The sequence below is a fragment of the Paenarthrobacter sp. CAP02 genome, assembly GCF_040137855.1.
Taxonomy (GTDB): domain Bacteria; phylum Actinomycetota; class Actinomycetes; order Actinomycetales; family Micrococcaceae; genus Arthrobacter.
Genome location: NZ_JBEEII010000017.1, coordinates 1 through 18,632, shown reverse-complemented (window position 1 = coordinate 18,632; position 18,632 = coordinate 1). Strand labels below are relative to the sequence as shown.

Here is an 18,632-nt window from a genome sequence, read left to right as displayed (position 1 = left end):
GAAAGTGTGAACCAGGCCTATATCTATGACGCCGTGCGGACACCGTTCGGCAAGTTCGGCGGCAGTCTCGCCGGGATCCGCCCGGATGACCTGGCCGCGCACGTGATCGGCGAGTCCGTGAAGCGTGCCCCGAAGCTGGATGTGGAGCGGATCGATGAGGTGGTGTTCGGCAACGCCAACGGCGCCGGGGAGGAAAACCGCAACGTCGCCCGGATGGGCACCCTGCTCGCCGGGCTGCCGGTGTCCATCCCGGGCACCACGGTCAACCGGCTGTGCGGGTCCTCGCTGGACGCGGCGATTATCGCCTCCCGCCAGATCAGCACCGGGGACGCCGAGCTGATGCTCATCGGCGGGGTCGAATCCATGTCCCGGGCCCCGTGGGTGCTGCCCAAGACCGAAAAGCCCTACCCGGCCGGGGACCTGACCCTGGCCTCCACCACGCTGGGCTGGCGCCTGGTGAACAAGGCCATGCCCGCCGAGTGGACAATTTCTTTGGGCGAGGCCACCGAGCGTTTGCGCGAAAAATACGCCGTGGCCCGTGAACAGCAGGACGAATTCGCCGCCGCCTCGCACAACCTGGCCGCCGCGGCCTGGGACGAGGGGTTCTACGACAACCTCGTCACCGTGGTCCCCGGCACGGACCTGGTCCGGGACGAGGGCATCCGGCCCGGGTCCACCGCGGAAAAGCTCGCGGCCCTCAAGACCGTGTTCCGGAACGAGCCCGAGGGCGCCGAGGCCGGCGGGACGGTCACCGCCGGAAACGCCTCCCCGCTCTCGGACGGCGCGTCCGCGGCGTGGATCGGGTCCGAGAACGCCGCCGGGCTGCTCGGGCTGGAGCCTCTGGCCCGGATCGCCGGGCGCGGCGCGCACGCCAACGACCCGCAGTTCTTCGGCTACGCCCCGGTGGAGGCGGCGAACAAGGCCCTCGCCAGGGCCGGCATCGGCTGGGACGAGGTCGGCGCCGTCGAATTGAACGAGGCGTTCGCCGCGCAGTCCCTGGCCTGCATCAGCGCCTGGGGCATCGACCCGTCCATCGTGAACCGGCACGGCGGCGCGATCGCCATGGGCCACCCGCTGGGCGCCTCCGGTGCCCGGATCCTGGGCACCCTGGCCCGGTCCCTGCAGGCCTCTGGGCAGCGCTGGGGCGTCGCCGCGATCTGCATCGGCGTGGGCCAGGGCCTGGCCGTCGTCCTCGAAAACGTCACCGCTCCGGCTAGCTAGGGCTTCGGCACTGAAGCTGCACTCGTCTTTGATGAGACAAAAAGCATGAATGCGGCAACTTAAGTGAAACTGCGCCAACTTAGTTGAAACAGGACATTAACTGGCATGCGCGGGTATTCGTGGGCCGGGAGTAGGGCCCTGCGTGGGCGCCCCAATCGTAGGCAGCAGGAATGGAAGCCGGCGGCCCGCATCGAGCACGTGGGGTGTGAGTCAATGGATTCGACCTCGCTCAAGGTGCGCTGGCTCCGGATGACCGCATCCATGGCGGAGAGGGTGGCAGCCCGTTCGAGTCGGGCCGGGTCCGGGGGTCCCTGCTTTTGGCAGGGACCCCCGGACGCGGCCCTTGGTCAGAGAAGGCAACCGGGTGGCCTCGGGCAGTCATCTATCGCGAGTGTGCTGTTCGCGTGCTGCGGCGATGTACTGGGCGTAAGCGGCGGCCGAATCGGTGGCGTGGCGTTCGATGGTCTTAGTAAGTGTTGGGAAAGGGGTCACGGCGCTTTGGCGGGTTGCCAGGGCCGGCGCCCGGGGGCCGGAGCGAGCCGGCGGGCCATGAGCCCGATCATGGCCCATTTGACCATGGCCTCGGCGTGTCCGGGGAGGCGTTCGTAGTCCCGTCCCAGGCGCCGGCAGCGGACCAGCCAGGACAGGGTGCGCTCGACGACCCAGCGTCGCGGCAGGACCTCGAAGGTGTGCTGCCCGGCCGGTTTCACCACGATCTCGACGGTGATCCGCAGCAGCAGGCGTGCGAACTCCACCAGTTTGCCGGCATAGCCGCCGTCGGCCCACACGAGCACGATCGAGGGCATTTTCATCCGGGCCTTTTCCAGCACCCGGCGCCCGCCGTCGCGGTCCTGCACGCTGGCGGCGGTGACCAGCACGACCACCAGCAGCCCGATCGTGTCCACCACGATGTGCCGCTTGCGCCCGTTAGTCTTCTTGCCCGCGTAGTACCCGCGGGAATCGCGGCCGACGGTGTCGGCGCCCTTGACGGTCTGGGCGTCCACGATGCCGGCCGAGGCCATCGGGTCTTTCCCGGCATCGTTGCGGGCCGCGTCGCGCAGCGCGTCGTGGATCCGGTCGGTGATGCCCTCGCGGTTCCACCGCTTGAAGTACCAGTAGACGGTGTCCCAGGGCGGGAAGTCGTGCGGCAGCATCCGCCAGGCACACCCGGTCCGGTTCAGGTACAGGATCGCCTCCACGATCCGGCGCCTCGAATGCTTGGCCGGCCGGCCTCCGGTCTTGACCGGAACCATCGGCGCAATCAGCGCCCACTGGTCATCGGTCAGGTCCGAAGGATAGGGACGCGGGGAAGAGCCCTCCATGCCTCCACGCTGAACCCGTCGGCCGCGGCAGTCAACAGGCTCGCCCCACTTTCCCAACACCTACTTAGGGACAGAAAGATCCTCGTCACCGGGGCCTCGGGCCGGATTGCTTCGGCGCTCAGTATGAAGCTGGCCGGGCAGAACGAGGTGTGGGGCATCGCCCGCTTCGGCAACGAAAAGGTACGCGGGGAACTCCAGGAAGCCGGCGTGAAGACCTGCTCCGTCGACCTGGTCAACCCTGATTTTTCCGGGCTGCCGGAGGACTTCGACCACGTACTGCACCTAGCCGCGTACCTTGGCGGCGGTGATGATTTCGGTAAGGCACTGGACATCAACGCGGTCGGCACGGGCTTGGTGCTCTCGCACTTCCGCAGGGCGGCGTCGGCGCTGGTGATGTCCACGACCGGGGTCTACCGGCCGCACCCGGACCCGTGGCACCGGTACACCGAAACCGATCCGCTGGGGGACCCGATCAACCCCTCCACCCCGACCTATGGGGTCACCAAGGTCGCCCAGGAGGGCACCGCCCGGCTCTGTGCACGCCTGTACGGCCTGCCCGTGGTGATCGCGCGCATGAACGCCTCGTACGGGCCCCGCGGCGGGCTTCCCGTGACGCACTTGGACAAGGTCGCCGCCGGCGAGACGATCCGGCTGCGGTCGGACCCGGCTCCTTACAGCCCGATCCACGACGACGACATTGCGGACCACATCGAGGGGCTCCTCGCCGCTGCTTCCGTGCCGGCCACGGTGGTGATGATCGCCGCCATCCCCGAAACCAGGGCAATGCTGAGCCCGATCCACTCAGGACCGGTACGGTTCCCGCCCCACAAACCACGGCGGGAAACCTCACCACCGACAACAACCATGCGTCCCATCAGACCTACTCCCCTGCTTTCGTACTGCTCATTACCGTCCGCTGATGTGATCGGTATCAGGCACCATCGAGTTCACGCCCTGACGGCCGCGCAGTGCGGCCTGCCGTGATGCTTCACGCCCGGCCAGCAGGAACGCTGTCGCCCCGCCGGCGGCAATCTTGGCTGAGCCTCGTCCTACACTCGCCGCTCCGCTGCGGGCAGCGGCAGCAGTTTTTCCGGCCGGAGTACCGGCCCGGTCATCCCGCTGCGCCTGGGCAATGGTGCGGGTATCAGGTGCAGCCGGTGCATCCTGGCCAGGGGCTCCCATCGCGGCGGCCCCCTGTCTGGTGGCGCCGGCACTTCGACGGCCGCTGCCTGTAGCCGCGCCGGCCCCGGCTGCACCATCGGTCAGACCCCCGTCAGGACCGGCAGAAAAGCGAGGCCCGCCTGATACCTGGGCTGCCGCCCCGCTGACGGCGGCACCGGTGCGCCCACCGCCGGCCGGGCCGGACTGTGCCTGCATGGTGCGGCGCTGACGGATCATCGCACCGATCCCGGCACCGGCCCCGGCCACCATCGCCGCCCCGGCAATGGAGGGACGGTTAGCACCCAAAGAACTGGCCGAGGATGGCAGTATCGGGACGAATTTGAACAGCAGCGCGGGTGAGAACGCGAGGACGACCATGGCGGCGGCTGCGATGAACACCGAGGAGGCGTTCACCAAGGCGTCTCCGGTACCTTCGCCCTGGAACGCGGGGCGGTTCGAGATGAAGCTGAACAGCGCACCCATGATCAACAGAATCAGCGGCTTCGACAGAGCGATACCCAGCCACAGCGAACCGGCCTTGGCAACCCGGCCGCGGTGTTCGGGATGGATCATGAAGCCGATCATCAGCGCAATGCCTACGCCCAGCAGTGACAGCGCGAGTGGCTGCAGAGCGAACAGCCCCAGGAGCGCCCAGGCCCCGACGAAGAGCAACCCGAACAGCAGCACAGCTGCCAGCGGTCCGAAAACGCCACTGGACTCATACGAGGCGAAACGGGAAATGCTTGTGGCGAAGTCCCCGATCTGGTTTGAGGTCCATGGGCTGATCGAATCAGTAACCTGAACCAATGCGTTGTTGCCCACGTATCCCAGAACCGGGCCGAACAATGCCAGCAGAACCGCGAGTGGGGCGTACCAGATCACCGATTCACGCATGGCGTCAGGATCGATTTTTTCATCCGAGTAGTCCCGGAAGAGTTTGAAGAACATCAGTGCCAGCAACACGATCCCGACGCCGGAAAAGACTGACCAGGTGTCTCGGAAGCCGTCATCGACCTGAAACTCTGAGACTTTCAAAAGGTTCACTAAAACCTCGTTCGTGGCCGTCACTCCGGCTTCCTTGGTCGAGTTCGCAAACTTCTCAAACCCGTCCTTGGCATTGGCGATAAACGCCACTGTGTCCACCGCGCCCAGCACAAACTGCCCGCCAGGCTGTGTAGAAACAGCTGTACGCAACACAGCGCCAGCAAGCGGGGCGAATTCGTTCCATGTGCTCGATACCGCACATATGCCCAAGGCAGCTGGCGGTGCCCCTTCCCGCGCCAACGATGAGCAAAACTCGCGCTGTCCTTCTGCAGGTCGGTAGTCCAAGGATTTCTCGGGGGTGTCCAGAAAACTGTTGAAAGCGCGGGTTGCCATTCCCGTGCAGTCCTGGCCGATCATCGTTGCACCGAGAAATTGAGGCCCACAGACGTTCTTGGCGAGTTCGCCGTTGAGACGGTCACGAATGCCGTCGCGCTGGTCTGCCGGCAAGCCCGCCAGCCGCTTCAATTGATCGGCATTCAACTTTTCTGAGGCGTTGATGTCATCCGCTGCTTGAGCGGATCCGGCTGTGAGAACACCGAAGCCCAAGAAGAGCGCGAGGAGTGCGGCAGTCAAGCGGATCCTGCTGCTAGCGCGTAGCGTTTGCATATTCCACCCAGCCTTCTTTACTCAGGTTTTCGAAGTAGCGGCCGACCAGCCCGTTATCGAGAGTGGGCATCTCTCCGGTTGCAGCGCCGACGAGACCGCCCGCAGGGCCTTGGTCAGGGAACTTGTCGGCAAGTTCTGTGTCATCAATACGCACCAGGGCGTCAGAGATTTTCCAATCTCCGTCCCAAACGAGTTCCAGGGAATCGGTACCGAAGTAGCCACCGGGTTCTGCTTCACCGCCGCGGAGACCGCCATAAACCACCTGAATCAATGCGCGGTTCTCGGCTTCGCAGGAAACGAGCCGGTAGAGGCCCCCAGCTTTGACATCAACGCGGTCGAGCCAGCCGCCATCGAAGCTCTTGAAGCTTCCGGACGCGGCCGCCGTCGTGTAGGTGTCGCCAAGCAGAACTGCATCCTTGATCCATGCTTCGTCCGAGGCCAACGTCTTCATCGTGGCTTTCTGGGCTTCCCAGGTTTTAGTGTTCACATCGTGCAGGACCGGTGTGTAGTTGGCTGCTGCTTGGGCGGCGGAGTCGCAGGTGCCGTTGTAGCCGATGGGCGTTTTGCCGTCGGCGGCCGTTGTGGTTCCGCCTTCTCCGATGCTGATTTTGGAGACTGGAAATCCGAGCTTGCCAGCGACCATGTCCGTGCCAGCGGTGGGTTCGGGCTGTGAAGCCTGTTCCGTGGGGCGGAGATTTATCAGGACGACGGCGACTGCCACGATCACCACGACGGCGGCAATCGCGATCAGTAGCTTCCATTTCGTTCTCATGGTCTGGTTCCGTTCTTCGGTAGGAGACAGCTGCCAACGATGAAGTGTGCCACCAGTTGGCTAGGCTCCTGCTGCGGCAGTCAGTGCGAGGATGCCGCCGATGATGACGCTGGCGCCGGCGACGGCGGCGAAGGCGACACCGCTGCGCTTGGCACCGTCCGCGCCATCTGCAATGTCGTCCGAGTGGCCGCGCTGCCGTGCGATTCCCCACTTGCCCAGGTTCATCAGGAAAGCGGCGGTGACCAGGATCAGCACCAGTGCCCAGAGCCCGCCGAGGATCAGCTGGATCGCGCCTTGGAACTGAACTCCGAAGACGTTGATGTTGGGGGTCACCCCGTCCAGGGGGTTATCTGCGGCCGCGGGGATGGTGACGTTGGTGAGGATGCTCTTGAACATGGTGTGGGTTTCCTATCGGTTGGTGGTGTGGATACGTGCGTGGGCGTTGCGGTTGTCTACCTCGAGCAGGCCTGCGGCGATTTCTGCGGTGACGCGTTCGAAGGCGCGGCGGGCGGGATCGCCCACGAGCTGCCAATCGATGATTGAGCCGTTGTCCAAGGCCGCGTCATAGGGGATATCGATGATGGACCGCACCGTGGATTCGAGCTGGGCGCGGAGGTCCGCTTGATCGGTCGCCGAGACTTTGGCGCCCCCGCCCTGGGTGATGACGACGACGGCGTTGGCGACGAGGTTCTTGTAGTGCGGGTTGCCCTGGCGCTCGGACATGGATTCGAGCTGTTCGATCATTCGCAGGGCCGAGACGACGGCGTTTCGCTGGAGCCGGACAGGGATCACGAGCTGGTCTGTGACGTCGATAGAGGCCAGCCAGTTTTCGGAGCGGGTGTTGTTTCCGGTGTCCAGGACGATGGTGTCGTAGAACCGGCTGACCACCGTGTGGATGCGGTTGAATTCTTCCGCGCCGATGGACTTCATCCGATCCGGGTCTTCGTCCGATGCCAGGACGGAGAACTGGTTCTTGCCCTGGTGGCGGGTGTAGTAGGAGAAATCGCCTTTACGGGCCTCGATGGTTTCGAACTTTTCCAGCACGTTCAGCAGGTCCCACACGGTGCGGGTAGAGCCGTTGGCGTTGGTCCGCACACCGAGGGTGCCCATCATTTCGTTGTTGTCCCAGACGATGGCGTGCTGGCCGGAGTGGATCCCGAAGGTTGATCCGATTCCCACGCTGCACATGGTCTTGCCGACCCCGCCCAGGGGCTGGGCGACCATGATGCGCATGGGCCTGGAGTAGACCCGTTGGATCGCGGAAAGGTCGGTGCGGCGGGCCAGCTCGGCTGCGCCGACCTTGGGCTTGATCAGCCCGAACGTCACGGTCCGCAGGAAGGCCTGCCAACCGGTGGCCGGTGGCAGTTCATCGTTCATGTTGTCTTTTTGCAGCACTGATGCGCTGCGCCGGCCGCTGACCAAAGGGGCCGCCTGAGCTTCCACGGCCGCCTGCTGGGCCTGTGCCGGCTCACTGATAGCAACGGTCACTGTCGCGGTTTCCTTGACGGGTTCTGCGGCGTTATCTTCTGCCGACGGTTCGGGGTTCAGCAGGCTGATGGGGGCGCGTGACTTCCGCTCGGCGCCTGACCAGTTGGTGCTCATCGGGTCTTCCTTTCGGGGTTCTGACTTCTGAAAATCTCTGGTGCCGGTTCCTGGAACAGGACCGGGACACTGCTTGCGGCCGTGCCCTGCGGGCTGTGCCGTTCCGGGACGGTTAGCGGGTCGGTGAACAGCGGTGCTGTGCCGAACTCGTCAGCACCGGCGGTGGGCGTGCTCACTGGGGAGTCACCGGGCTGATGGACGTGACAAGCCAGGGATCGTCCTGGCCGATGCGGTGGAGCATCATCGTCCACGGCCCGGCGTTGGTGTCGAAGGACGCCGTAACCGTCATGGGGTTTTGTGCCTCCCGGGTGATCGCGGGACCGTCCGTGACGGTGGAGAACGGAACACGGGCCGGATCGATGTAGCGGGCGTCTTCCTTGTACTCGGTCGCGAGCATCGGTTCCAGATCCTTGAACCAGGTCTTCTCCTCCACCGAAGGCCGGCCGAACAGGACCATGGCCTTCGCGGCGGTCTCTTTGACCCTCGTCTCGGCGGCGGCATCCCAGGTGACGTTAGGGCCGTGGTACTGCTCGGAGGCCTCGTCATGCCCGTGGCCATCACCGGCTGAGTGCGCGTCAGCATCCGCCGTGATGGTCGGGGCCGGCGCGGCCGCTGTGGTGGTCGTCTGTGCGGCTGGGGTCCCGGCGCAGGCCGTCAGCAGGGCAGCGGTGGCCAGCAGGGCCGGGGCGAGTGCGGTTCTGCGCATCACAGGATGCCTTTCTCTTTGAGGATCGGTGTGGGGTCGATGGTGGCGTTGATCGGGATCATCGGATTCGGCAGGGCCCCGGCGTAAAACTCCATATGCAGGTGCCGGCCGAAGACGTTGCCGGTCGCACCTTCAGTCCCGAGGGGGGTTCCGGCGGCAACGGTGTCGCCTTCCTTGACCTTTAGAGAGCCGGCCTCCATGTGGTACATCCCGATGGTCAGCTTCCCGTCCAGGGTTTGGCCGGTGATGCCGGTTCCGAACTGGCCTTCAAGGTTTCTGATTTTCACGATCTTCAGATCCGTGATCGCCACAATCACCCCGGCCTGGCCAGGAGTGGAGAAGTCGATTCCGTAGTGGAAGTTGGCCAGCACTCCCCCGGCCGTACCGGGAGGGGCCGGCCGCGGGCCGTACCCGCTGGTCATGACAGCCTTCTGCAGGGGCTTGACCCACTTCCCGGCAATGTCGCCGACAACCTGGTTTCCCTCGACCGGGCACACCCCGGACGGGTCCACCATGGAAGCCGACTCCCCGCCGAGTGCCTTAACGATCTGCGTGGCCTGTTCCCGGAACCGGGTGTAGTGGTGTGGATCCGCGTTCCGCTGCGTGCGGTGGATGGCAATGGTCGGTTCAAGGTTTTCCCACCCCTGAACGTTCTGGAGAGCCTTGAAGAAGTTTGTAGCGCTGGTGTGGGGGTCCATGCGGTCTTCGTAGGAACCCCACGAACCATTTGCGCGCTGCTGGAACAGCCCCCGTGAGTCCGGGCCAGCACCGTCACCGAAATCAATGACCCGCAGCGTGGACTCGCCAATGGCAGCCTGAACACCGATTAGCTGTGCGGCCACGGGCAGTTTCAGATCCTCTGCAGCCTTCATGATCGCGGCCGCGTTCTTCATCTGCTCACCATCGAACCCGGCCACTGTGCTGCCAGGGACCGCTGATGCTGCGGATACAGCTGACGTGCCAGGTGCCGCACAGGCAGAAGCGGCCTGAGCCGGCGTTCCGCCATCGTCAAGAACCACAACAACGAAGCCCAGGGCGAGGGTGGTAGCGGCGGCAACAGGAACGACGACTTTTCGAAACGCCTTACCTGCAACGGCTGTTGCTGCCCCAGCAGCAGCGACACCCATTAGGACGACCGCCTGATTCTGTCGGCGCGAAACCAGCAGCCGATGAACAGGTAAGTCCCGCCCCTGCACCGCATAGTGACTCGCATATCGCCCCTCCCCTGGGCTATTCCGAGGCTTGTCCCCCGGACGGAAAACCCATCCCGGCTAAACTCAGCCGTAAAGCTAGGATGGATTTGAAACCAACGGTTAAGTATTTGCGGATGCTTAACTATTGGGATCATTCTAGCAGAATCAATCGTGCGCGTCTTGTCGTGTTTGCCCCATCCAAGGAGTGTTTGTGCCTGTCTCAGCCTCAGAGTTCAAGAGCTGGCTGGACGCTCAGTCCATCAGCACTTCCCCTGCCGCTCTGAGCGCTCTGACGGGGCTGCACCGAGGCACGTTGGGCAACCAGCTGCGGCGTGGAAACGTTGCAGAATCGACGGTCGTTGCCGTCGCTCGCGCGTCCGGAGCGAACGTGCTGGAGTCCCTTGCCGCCTTTGACCCGTACAGGAACATGTACACCAGACAGATTGAGCCCACGCCGGCAGAAGTGCTCAGCCAGGTCCACCACGCAGACCTCATGGCCGAGCTACAATTCCGCACCTCGAAGAAGTACTACCCGCGGGATCTGCGGAAACATATTCCGCTCATAGACTTCCCGCACGAGGGATCCAATCGGGCATGGATTGACGCCATCGACTCCGGCGACATCAGGCACCGCATGGCAGAAGAGACTGGCATGGCCCTGACATACATCTTCACGCAGCTCACCGAAAACAAACTGACCCCACCGCTTGCGGTAGCAGCCTCCAGGGCAGCAGGCACTTCCTTCGCATCAGGTCTGGTGGTCGTCGGCCTCGTGCTTCCGGCTGAGGCAGGCTGGCAACCACGCGCCAGGGAGGACGAGCTGCTTGAAATCACGGACGATGCACTTGTCGAGCTAATCTCCGGCCGCATAAACCTGCTGCAGCGGCGCGTCAAACAACGTAAGGAAGCCCAGGAGTATGCGGAAAAGATGACGGAGCTTCTGGGATGAATCCACTAGGTGTCGTCCCGGTGACGCTCATGCTCATCCTTCTGGGCAGTCTTACGTTCAAGCGTATAAATACACCCGCATCCGGGTTTGAGCACGCCTTGCGGGAAAAGGCGAGCAGAATCGCTTTGTCGGGCATCTTTCTCACCACCGCTTATCTGCTGCTGGTACCGCCCGTGTACTACGCGCTGGATTCGATCATGCCGATCACCAACGCTACCGACCTCATCTCCAAGTACTGCGCACTGGTAGCCGTCGCCTTTCTGGGCGGGCACCTTAGTGTCGCCTACGGATCCCCCTTTGCCCGTCGTTGGACAGTGGGCGCTCCCGGAACCGTTGTGCTGGGCCTCGTCTCCGCTGGCCTGCTATGGACTGTCGTGGCCACAGACGCCCCGTATTCATCCCCCCAGATGCTCGACTTCGCCACACAGCCCAGCGTTCGCATAAACACCTGGTTAGTGCTGTTCTACGTGGCCTACATTGTCCTTCCCCTGGTGCGGCCGGCGTACCTCGACTCCACGAAGAACCCTCTCCGGACAGGCCGGATGGCTTCAGGCATGATTGCCGGCGGTTTCACCCTCTCCCTCTTGCGCGCCGGAGCGTACCCCGTCGAGTGGTTTGGTAGCGGGAATGTGGTTTACCTGTACATGCTCATCTCCTATGCCTCCACTGCCCTCGTGGTCGTGGGACTCGCGCTGTTTGCTTACGCGCGCAGGAACAGAAAAGTGAAAACCGAGCTGGGATCTGCCCTCTCACTCGATTAGGAAGGCCGGGAGACATGACTACCCCTCAACAAGCGCAGGAAGCAGTCAAAAGCGTCTTAGCGGAAGTACCGCGGGAGCATGAGGCTGCCTATCGCGTCATCTACCAGGCAGTGAAGGTGTGCCTGGCAGATGGCATGGAGCGGCGGGCAGCTGCCGCCTACTTGGGAGTCTCGCGGTGGCGTATCGACCGCCAGGGACGCTACTTTCGGTCTTTGAGAGCGACCAGGACCTTGTTCCGGGATGCCATGGCTGCCAATCCTGCAACTGATCCTGCCGGCGAGTCCGTGGAAGCCATAGTCCGAAGAGCGTGGAAGAAGTAGCCCTCAAAGGGTCCCAAATCCCAAAATTCTTGGTTTCATGACATATTGGAATCATGCAATCTGGAATCTGTCACGAGCTTGCTGGGCGAGTCACACCCCACGCGATGACTCTTTCAAAAAGAGCGACACGCCGCGGCGACGTGCAGGGTTTCGTTTATCAAAACCGCTTAGATAGCACTATGGCAATTCAGAAGCTTGCTCAGGGAGGCCGCCCTTCCAAGGGGCCCCGGCACACGTTTGTGGTCAAGCCCGATCTTGCGCGGGCCGAAAAGCTGCGGGCCATTATGGAAATTCTTGGCACGAACGCAGTTGATTACCTGACACCGCTGGTTGCCAGGCATATAGATTCCATCGACCTTGAAGAACTGCGCAATCAGGAGACATTGCCTATACCGAAAGCCAGTTAATAACTGAAGGCCCGCACATGGCGGGCCTTCGTTAAGTATTTAGTTCAGATCTCGTTCTTGGCGGGATGTCGATCTGAACTTTTGTCCAACACCCACCCAGTGGGTGGATTTTGTCGTTCCCCCGAAGGAGTAACTGCTGTCTATGGTACCGGAAGTCAATTCCGCGTCAACGCACGCACGTAAGGGTGTCGCGGGCCAACCTAGCCCTCAGCAGGCGTGGATCCTTGCACCCCTGATCGCCGGCCAAGCGTCCTACCGCCTAGGCCGATGGATGGGCACCAGGTTCCAATACCCGCGGCCGGCAACTCCGCCCACCATTACGACGTCTCTGCCCGAGCACCCCGCAGCAGTCATGATCCACGGTACGGACGGTTCCGTAGCCACTCTCTGCATCGACTTGGATACATCCAAGGCACTGAAGAGCGTCGTGGACTCAGACGCAGCCCGGCTCAGGAAGCTTCTGAACGAAGCCAACGTCAGCTACGTGGAGGACTTCTCCCCCAGCGGCGGCAGGCACATCTACATTCCCCTTCAACAACGCCTCACCGCCGCCAAAGCCCGCGAGCTTGTCGAAGCCCTCGGCCTTCTCGCCGCAAGCCTGGACCCGAGCCCCCACCAGAACATCACCGACGGCTGCATCCGCGTCCCGGGCTCAAGGCACAAGGCTGGCGGCCACCAAACCCTCATTACTCCCCTATCCCAGGCCTACGCCACCCTCCGCGTCCGCAACTCAGCGCGTGCCATAGCAGCATTGCGCGCCGCACTGGCCCCGGAGCTGGCCCGCAACAAGGCCATCCAAAAACGCCAAGCCAAAGCAGCAACAACAGTACGGACCACTGCTGGACAGCTGCCCGTCGCTGGCCGCAGCGAAACCCCCCTGCGCCGGATTGCACGCACTGGCCTTTACGACACGGCTACGTACGCCAGCGCCTCGGAGGCCCGCATGGGTGTGCTGAACCACTTCGCTGCGTGCGGATGGACCCTGGAAGAGGTACGGAACGAACTCACCGGCCAGTTCCCGGGCCTGGCAGCCCTCTACGGCACGCAAGCCAAACAGGCGCGACTCCTTTCCAGCGAATGGGCCAACGCCCAGGCCTTCACCAACGCCGGCAGCACCCAAAAACGTAAGTCCCGTGAACCCGGAAAAATCAATGCCCTTATTAACAACACAAGCCCCACTGAACCCACAGGGGGGGCACTCAACCGCAGTTCCGCGTCAATCCACCAACTCGTAAACGACTTGGAAAATGTCCTGTACGCCGTCCTGGACCACCGCTTGGCAGCCAGGGGCCGCGAAGGACTCGGCCTCCGCCTCCTGGTCCGCGGCCTGCTGGGTTACATGAGGGCGAAAGAAACGGATCTTCTCGATGTCGGTTGTCGTACGCTTGCGGTCGCGCTGGGAAAGCACCATGTCACCATTGCCCGGTTACTTCCCGTTCTGGCCCAGGCCTCCGATGGAATTCTCACCAAAGTCGCGGATGCTCGCCACAAGACAGCAGACGTCTACCTCATTCAGTTGCCTCGGCACTATCAGCAACTAGCGAGGGAGCTGACGTGGCGCAAAGGACGCATCCATGCCGTGCGACCTGTGTTCCGAAGCCTGGGAGACGTGGCTGCCCTTGTCTATGAATCCATCGAACGAGCTAGGCACTCCCCCACCACCGCGGAGATTGTCCGTTTTACGAGCATCAGCCGCAACGCCGTATCGACCGCGCTGACCGAGATGGAGGCCCTGGGCATGGTTTACCGCGACCACGGTCACTGGAAGAGGAGGGCAGTTAATCTGACTAATCTGGCGGCAAGGCTGGGCGTGTTGGAGGACTACCAGGCCCACATCAGCCGTAACCGGTTCGAACGCGCCCGCTGGCACGCATACCTGGACCGTTTCCGGACCGTTGAGGTTGATGAAGGTGCACTGTACGACCAGGAACGGGAGGAGTATTGGCTGCCTCCTGGGGATGCTGCGATCTGGAACGCCGCATAGACGACGAACCGGGGGCTGCAGCGATGCCCGGGTTGCCTGTACGCATTTTTCCGGTTACCTCCGGCGCACTGAATATGCGGACGACGACAGGACGGGGGCTCCGAGAAAGCTGCCGCAAAACGGCAAGCACTGACGCCCAATGTGGACCGCTTTTGAGATTCATCCTCCGGTCTCCACCGGGGGCCGACAGCGGGGGACAGCGCGACGGAAGAGCTGCAGGGCGGCGCTCAATCGCTTACCTGCAGGGTTTCCTCATGTTGGTCATTCGCTTGCGAATGAAGCGTATACAGCAAAGCAATTGAAACTTGCTTTAGAAGTAAAACTTGCCATAACAGCTTTACTTTTTTGACTTGTGAAAAAAGTAAAGACACGCAAGCCAGCTTCACAAGTGAAACAAGTGCCGCCTGGTTACGCTGGGAACACTTGTGAAAGGAAGATTCGATGAAACACGATCTGGACCGCGGCGCGCTCAGCAGGGTAATCGCGGTAATCAACGGCAAAGGCGGGGTCTTCAAGACCAGCTTGGTAGCCAACGTCGGTGGACTCCTCGCGGAGGCTGGCTCACGCGTACTCCTCGTGGATTTGGACCCGCAGGGCAACCTTGCGGAGGACCTAGGTTATTCCGACAAGGGGGACGGCGGCAGGAGCTTGGCAGCGGCTCTCTGCTTCGGTGCAGAGCCGTCCCTGCTCACAAGTATCCGACCCAACCTGGACGTCATTGCCGGCGGACCCGAACTCGATGATGCAGCAGCGTTTCTCGGAGCCAAAGCCCAAAAGGACCGCGACGCAGCCCACCTAGCCCTGGCAAAGATGCTCGCAACCATCGCGGGGGAGTACGACCTCGTCCTCCTTGACTGCCCGCCCGGAAACGAGCCCCTCCAGGCATCAGCCGTCGCGGCCGCACGGTACGCACTGGTGCCGCTGAAGACAGACATGTCCAGCCGCAAAGGCGTCGCTGCGGTGGCAGCACGCATGGACAGCGTCGTGGGACTCAACCCAGCACTCGATCTCCTGGGTGTTGTCCTGGTGGGAACCGGAACCAACTCAAAACAGGTCCACAAAGTCACCCGCGACCACCTCATCGCCGACTTCGGCACCGACGAAGTGCTGTTCCCAATGACCATCCGACACGCAGAAGCAACTGCCCAGGCCTGCCGGGAGCGCGGGCTACTGGCGCACGAGCTCGAACGGGAACTTAGCAAAGCACCCAAATGGTGGGAGATTCGTCGCGGAGAAGCTAAAGCCACGAATGCAGGGCCAAGGTCTGCATCCAGCGTTGCTGAGGACCTGCATGCAGTCGCCATGGAAGTAACGCGGCGGGTAGCCGCTGCAGAGTCCCAGGAGGTTAGCGCATGAGCACCGAGCAGAACGCCGGCCGGCCCACCCTGGGCTTGCCGCCGCGACCCGCCGCAGCACCCACGACAGATGCACCACTAGCGCGCATGCTCTCCGGGCGCCGCCAGGAGGCGCCGGCGAAGAGGGAAGAACCAAAGGATTCCCCGACTGAGAACATGACGGTAAGCATCCCAACCGCTCTGCGCAATCGCGCCAAGGCCGCGTACAAGGCGACCAGCTACGCCGAGGGAGATAACACCTGGGCACATTTCGTTGCTAAAGCCATCGAAGCAGAAACCCGCCGCCGCGAAGCCGAACACAACCAGGGCGAGATGTACCCCTCATGGGGAGAGAAACTGCCCGGCGGCCGGAGGCTCAAGGATAGCTAACGGGGAAGTACGTCCCCCAAGCCAGATAGCAGTACCCGGGGGAGTGGTCGAACACCACAGGACCCGGGACCGGAACAGAGTAAACAGAGGAGAGAAGTGGGCGAGTCAAGTACCACTAAGGCCCGAATACAGCTGCCGACGTGGTGGGGAAACCAAAAGGATCTGGCGAGGTTGGTCACTTTGGTCAAGTCCCTGCACTCGTCCGCTTCCGCAGAAGCGCTAGAAAAGTTAACGGCCAGCAGGGCAAAAACTCGTGAGCTCAACGAGGCGAGAGTGGAGTCGTTGGCTGCGGCTATCGCAACCAATATTTCAAAAAATGGAGGGGACCCCGGTCGTTTCGCTGATCCAACGACCCTTATGGAAGAGGCCCGCATTCTGGGGTCGCTGGAAGAAGACGGCCATTACACCGCCGAACGCGCAGTTAAGGAACTGGATCTTGAGATGGCAGTCAGCCTAAAGACCTGGGACGAAAGGCGGACCGGTTCCCCTGACGTCCTCATTGAAGATCTGGACGAACGGGAAGTGAAGCGCATCGAACTATCCTTTGGCCAGCAGTACTCAGGTGGGACCTTCCTGCGGCTGGAACTCGGGAAGTATGGTAGTCAGGCGGAACTTGGAGGACCTGTTCACTGGGTTTCGTCAGCCGCCGGTCAACTCAAAGTTGAACTGAAGCGGCAAAGCAGCTGGCTTGGACGCCTCGTTGGTAGTGGATGGGGGCACACGCTAATCGCGGTACCCACCGCCGTGGTAATTGCGTTGCTCCTGCTGCCCTATGTCAAGAGCACATGGGATTTAGTGGCAATAGTTCTCGTTTTAAATGTCCTTGTATCGTTCGTTGCTGCTGCCGTTCTGCAGAAGTTCATCCCCAGATTTGAACTGATGAAGGACGGCAAGCCAAAAATAAAGACCTGGCTTGGATGGGTCGCCGGACTTCTCGGCACCGTCATCATAGGACTTGGGACAAATGCCCTGTCCAAGATGATGGGGCTGTAGAGGTCGGTCAGAACTGGCCGCTGTGAGTTCACCTTGGCGGGAGATGCCGATAGAGGGTTGTGCGCGCCAGTCCAGTCTTGGTGACTATTTCGCGGATGGGCACGCCCTTGTCCCGGAGCATCAAGGCATGTTCGAGCTTGTCAGGATCCACAACGGAAGGACGTCCGGTGTGACGGCCATGGGCGGCAGCTACCGCCCGGGCATGGGAGGCCCGTTCAGCGGCGTAGGTGCGTTCCATTTCTGCGAAGAGGGCCAGCATGACGACGGCCAGCTGCGCCATCGGACTGTCCGGAGTCGATGTGTCGATTCGGAGAGGATCGGCCAGTGTCCGGATCCCGACGCCACGTTCCTTTAATTCGTGAACCAGATTTAGCGTGTCCCGGACCGTCCGGCCTAACCGGTCGAGGGTGTGAACGACAATCACATCTCCTGGGCGCGCCTGGCGCAGCGCTTCATGCAGCCCTGGACGGTCCCTGGTGGCCCCGGACTTCTTGTCTACGTAGACATGCTCACTGTCAATGCCGGCGGCCGCCAGGGCGTCCAGCTGCCGCGCCACGTCCTGTTTAGGCGTTGAAACCCTCGCATACCCGATATCCATTGATGCACCGTACCTAAATTCGCTGTCGTTACGGTTGAATATGGCGACCATTGTGGATTGAATTCCGGGACAATCAGATTACGCGCCGTTCTGCGTATTCAGATGCGAGGGGGAGTGTCCCACCCGGGGTGTCCCGGTTCTAAGGAAGTGAGACATTTTTGTAGTACCTCTCATGCCGCCCACAATCCACGCAGTTGATGGCCGGCTAGGGGGGAGTAAGGGGAATGAGGAATGATTCTGGACATGACACCAGTTCGTACCTCAACTCAGACTAATCAGACTAAAGAGAACCGGAAAGGCTTCGTGGCCTTGATCTCGATTTCTGTTTTGACCTTCGTCGTCTTTGCGGTTATGGCCCAGCCACCTATAGCGAACTTCGTGGGAGCGATGTTCGTAGGAGTTGGAGGCATGCTGATGGTCGGGATTCGCTTTTTTCAGCAAAACGCTGCCAGGGCAGTTGAGGACGCCAAGGAAGCCAACCCAGACAAGGCTCCTGCATTAAAATCCCCGTGGGGCTCCCGCCCCATAACTGCCATGGTTGGCTGGGTGAAGCGGCCCTCATCCGCGGCGAGAAAAGCGGAGCGCGAACGCTTGAAGGCAGAAAAGAGCGAGGCGGCCGCAATTCAGAAGTCAGTCGAAGCCTTCGAAGACCTAGGGTTTGGCCTCTTGGGTCTCGGTGGTCTAATAGTCGCAGCAGCCGCCCTGCAAGGCTGTATTGAAGCAATTTTCGGAACTGTCTGACGAACTCTGATGCCCGTAACCCGACGCGCCTGTTCCGCCGTTCGGATAGCGATTGCATAGGAGTCTTCGGACTCCAACGATTCAGCGGCAACTCCGGGATGTGCCGATGTGGGTTCGCTAGGTCAGGCCGGCCCCTATCCCAGTTCTAAGGAAATGGGACGAAGAGATCTGAGGGAGTTGACCGGCCCTTGGTCGTAGTATCTGGGGCCGAAGGGCGAGTCAACGCAACTGCTACTTGCTTGGCATCCAGCTGTTCCAATCGTGCGTTGACCAGCTGCCAGATTGCCCGGGCTTACCCGGTGTCCCCAGGATGCCAGGCAGTCCTGGACGGCCGGCAACCCGGACGAACCTGGGGGATTCCGTGGGGTGCTGATGAATGGTTCGCAGGGCTCACAGGATCGGGCGTCCGCTGGCGCGGCCGGCTGTTGGGCCCGGCCCCGACGTCGCAGAGCTCCGCCTTGCCCGGACCTGTTGTGTCTACGACGATGCTCCTATAGGTGTCAATTTCACTGAAGCGTGGAATAGGAC

At 62.2% G+C, this 18,632-nt stretch carries 19 protein-coding genes; 11 read left to right on the top strand and 8 right to left on the bottom strand.

The features are described from left to right. The first annotated feature begins 6 nt into the window (after positions 1–6). Positions 7–1,221: a thiolase family protein gene (locus ABHM97_RS20615; RefSeq protein WP_253033867.1), complete on the top strand. Its 1,215-nt coding sequence runs from the start codon at positions 7–9 to the stop codon at positions 1,219–1,221. 488 nt (positions 1,222–1,709) lie between these two features. Here the strand turns inward: ABHM97_RS20615 and ABHM97_RS20610 are convergent, their stop codons facing one another. Beyond that, the gene (locus tag ABHM97_RS20610; protein WP_253033868.1) at positions 1,710–2,543 is read right to left on the bottom strand and encodes an IS5 family transposase; all 834 of its coding nucleotides are present in this window, start codon (positions 2,541–2,543) and stop codon (positions 1,710–1,712) included. Here ABHM97_RS20610 and ABHM97_RS20605 point away from each other — a divergent pair. Then, positions 2,436–3,527, top strand: coding sequence for an NAD-dependent epimerase/dehydratase family protein (locus tag ABHM97_RS20605; RefSeq protein ID WP_263661262.1), 1,092 nt, complete (start codon positions 2,436–2,438; stop codon positions 3,525–3,527). The genes ABHM97_RS20610 and ABHM97_RS20605 overlap by 108 nt on opposite strands. On the opposite strand, the gene ABHM97_RS20600 is transcribed toward ABHM97_RS20605, so the two are convergent. The 6 genes from ABHM97_RS20600 to ABHM97_RS20575 all read right to left on the bottom strand — a co-directional run bounded on the left by ABHM97_RS20600 (position 3,450) and on the right by ABHM97_RS20575 (position 9,561). Then, positions 3,450–5,321 carry a hypothetical protein gene (locus tag ABHM97_RS20600; RefSeq protein WP_253033870.1) on the bottom strand — a complete coding sequence of 624 codons (1,872 nt, stop codon included), beginning with the start codon at positions 5,319–5,321 and terminating at the stop codon, positions 3,450–3,452. The two genes, ABHM97_RS20605 and ABHM97_RS20600, sit on opposite strands and share 78 nt — an antisense overlap. A 13-nt stretch (positions 5,322–5,334) precedes the next feature. After that, a complete protein-coding gene (locus ABHM97_RS20595; RefSeq protein ID WP_253033871.1) occupies positions 5,335–6,126 on the bottom strand; it encodes a hypothetical protein in 792 nt (263 codons plus the stop codon). 60 nt (positions 6,127–6,186) lie between these two features. After that, a complete protein-coding gene (locus tag ABHM97_RS20590) occupies positions 6,187–6,522 on the bottom strand; it encodes a hypothetical protein (RefSeq protein WP_253033872.1) in 336 nt (111 codons plus the stop codon). Between the two features lie 12 nt (positions 6,523–6,534). Beyond that, complete coding sequence (locus tag ABHM97_RS20585; protein WP_253033873.1) at positions 6,535–7,728, bottom strand: MinD/ParA family ATP-binding protein; 1,194 nt, start codon at positions 7,726–7,728, stop codon at positions 6,535–6,537. A gap of 172 nt (positions 7,729–7,900) precedes the next feature. After that, positions 7,901–8,434 carry a hypothetical protein gene (locus tag ABHM97_RS20580; RefSeq protein ID WP_253033874.1) on the bottom strand — a complete coding sequence of 178 codons (534 nt, stop codon included), beginning with the start codon at positions 8,432–8,434 and terminating at the stop codon, positions 7,901–7,903. Continuing rightward, complete coding sequence (locus ABHM97_RS20575; protein WP_253033875.1) at positions 8,434–9,561, bottom strand: M23 family metallopeptidase; 1,128 nt, start codon at positions 9,559–9,561, stop codon at positions 8,434–8,436. Before ABHM97_RS20575 ends, ABHM97_RS20580 begins: the two co-directional genes overlap by 1 nt. A gap of 277 nt (positions 9,562–9,838) precedes the next feature. Between ABHM97_RS20575 and ABHM97_RS20570 the strand changes: the two genes are divergently transcribed. From ABHM97_RS20570 to ABHM97_RS20535, 8 genes are all read left to right on the top strand, one after another. Beyond that, entirely contained in the window at positions 9,839–10,576 is a 738-nt protein-coding gene (locus ABHM97_RS20570) for a hypothetical protein (protein WP_253033876.1), read from the top strand. Further along, on the top strand, positions 10,573–11,337 hold the full coding sequence (locus ABHM97_RS20565) for a hypothetical protein (RefSeq protein WP_253033877.1): 765 nt from the start codon (positions 10,573–10,575) through the stop codon (positions 11,335–11,337). Before ABHM97_RS20570 ends, ABHM97_RS20565 begins: the two co-directional genes overlap by 4 nt. Before the next feature lie 14 nt (positions 11,338–11,351). Beyond that, positions 11,352–11,657, top strand: coding sequence for a hypothetical protein (locus tag ABHM97_RS20560; RefSeq protein WP_349472055.1), 306 nt, complete (start codon positions 11,352–11,354; stop codon positions 11,655–11,657). 53 nt (positions 11,658–11,710) lie between these two features. Further along, entirely contained in the window at positions 11,711–12,064 is a 354-nt protein-coding gene (locus ABHM97_RS20555; protein ID WP_349472054.1) for a hypothetical protein, read from the top strand. A gap of 271 nt (positions 12,065–12,335) precedes the next feature. Then, entirely contained in the window at positions 12,336–14,048 is a 1,713-nt protein-coding gene (locus ABHM97_RS20550) for a hypothetical protein (RefSeq protein WP_349472053.1), read from the top strand. A gap of 441 nt (positions 14,049–14,489) precedes the next feature. After that, on the top strand, positions 14,490–15,404 hold the full coding sequence (locus ABHM97_RS20545) for a ParA family protein (protein WP_253033881.1): 915 nt from the start codon (positions 14,490–14,492) through the stop codon (positions 15,402–15,404). Continuing rightward, the gene (locus ABHM97_RS20540) at positions 15,401–15,772 is read left to right on the top strand and encodes a ParB family protein (RefSeq protein WP_253033911.1); all 372 of its coding nucleotides are present in this window, start codon (positions 15,401–15,403) and stop codon (positions 15,770–15,772) included. The genes ABHM97_RS20545 and ABHM97_RS20540 overlap by 4 nt, the downstream gene beginning before the upstream one ends. Positions 15,773–15,943: 171 nt before the next feature. Then, on the top strand, positions 15,944–16,765 hold the full coding sequence (locus ABHM97_RS20535) for a hypothetical protein (protein ID WP_253033883.1): 822 nt from the start codon (positions 15,944–15,946) through the stop codon (positions 16,763–16,765). Positions 16,766–16,793: 28 nt separating this feature from the next. Here the strand turns inward: ABHM97_RS20535 and ABHM97_RS20530 are convergent, their stop codons facing one another. Next, positions 16,794–17,363, bottom strand: a complete 570-nt coding sequence (locus ABHM97_RS20530; protein WP_253033884.1) for a recombinase family protein — start codon at positions 17,361–17,363, stop codon at positions 16,794–16,796. Between the two features lie 231 nt (positions 17,364–17,594). Here ABHM97_RS20530 and ABHM97_RS20525 point away from each other — a divergent pair, with 231 nt between their 5' ends. Further along, positions 17,595–18,104, top strand: a complete 510-nt coding sequence (locus ABHM97_RS20525; RefSeq protein ID WP_253033885.1) for a hypothetical protein — start codon at positions 17,595–17,597, stop codon at positions 18,102–18,104. The last annotated feature ends 528 nt before the right edge of the window (positions 18,105–18,632 follow it).

Bases quoted from the DNA above. Each gene is read 5' to 3' on its own strand.
- ABHM97_RS20560 (WP_349472055.1), top strand. From the start codon at position 11,352: ATGACTACCCCTCAACAAGCGCAGGAAGCAGTCAAAAGCGTCTTAGCG.
- ABHM97_RS20595 (WP_253033871.1), bottom strand. From the start codon at position 6,126: ATGAGAACGAAATGGAAGCTACTGATCGCGATTGCCGCCGTCGTGGTG.
- ABHM97_RS20565 (WP_253033877.1), top strand. From the start codon at position 10,573: ATGAATCCACTAGGTGTCGTCCCGGTGACGCTCATGCTCATCCTTCTG.
- ABHM97_RS20610 (WP_253033868.1), bottom strand. From the start codon at position 2,543: ATGGAGGGCTCTTCCCCGCGTCCCTATCCTTCGGACCTGACCGATGAC.
- ABHM97_RS20580 (WP_253033874.1), bottom strand. From the start codon at position 8,434: ATGCGCAGAACCGCACTCGCCCCGGCCCTGCTGGCCACCGCTGCCCTG.
- ABHM97_RS20545 (WP_253033881.1), top strand. From the start codon at position 14,490: ATGAAACACGATCTGGACCGCGGCGCGCTCAGCAGGGTAATCGCGGTA.
- ABHM97_RS20605 (WP_263661262.1), top strand. From the start codon at position 2,436: ATGCTTGGCCGGCCGGCCTCCGGTCTTGACCGGAACCATCGGCGCAAT.
- ABHM97_RS20575 (WP_253033875.1), bottom strand. From the start codon at position 9,561: ATGGGTGTCGCTGCTGCTGGGGCAGCAACAGCCGTTGCAGGTAAGGCG.
- ABHM97_RS20590 (WP_253033872.1), bottom strand. From the start codon at position 6,522: ATGTTCAAGAGCATCCTCACCAACGTCACCATCCCCGCGGCCGCAGAT.
- ABHM97_RS20540 (WP_253033911.1), top strand. From the start codon at position 15,401: ATGAGCACCGAGCAGAACGCCGGCCGGCCCACCCTGGGCTTGCCGCCG.
- ABHM97_RS20585 (WP_253033873.1), bottom strand. From the start codon at position 7,728: ATGAGCACCAACTGGTCAGGCGCCGAGCGGAAGTCACGCGCCCCCATC.
- ABHM97_RS20530 (WP_253033884.1), bottom strand. From the start codon at position 17,363: ATGGATATCGGGTATGCGAGGGTTTCAACGCCTAAACAGGACGTGGCG.
- ABHM97_RS20555 (WP_349472054.1), top strand. From the start codon at position 11,711: ATGCAATCTGGAATCTGTCACGAGCTTGCTGGGCGAGTCACACCCCAC.
- ABHM97_RS20525 (WP_253033885.1), top strand. From the start codon at position 17,595: ATGATTCTGGACATGACACCAGTTCGTACCTCAACTCAGACTAATCAG.
- ABHM97_RS20550 (WP_349472053.1), top strand. From the start codon at position 12,336: ATGGGCACCAGGTTCCAATACCCGCGGCCGGCAACTCCGCCCACCATT.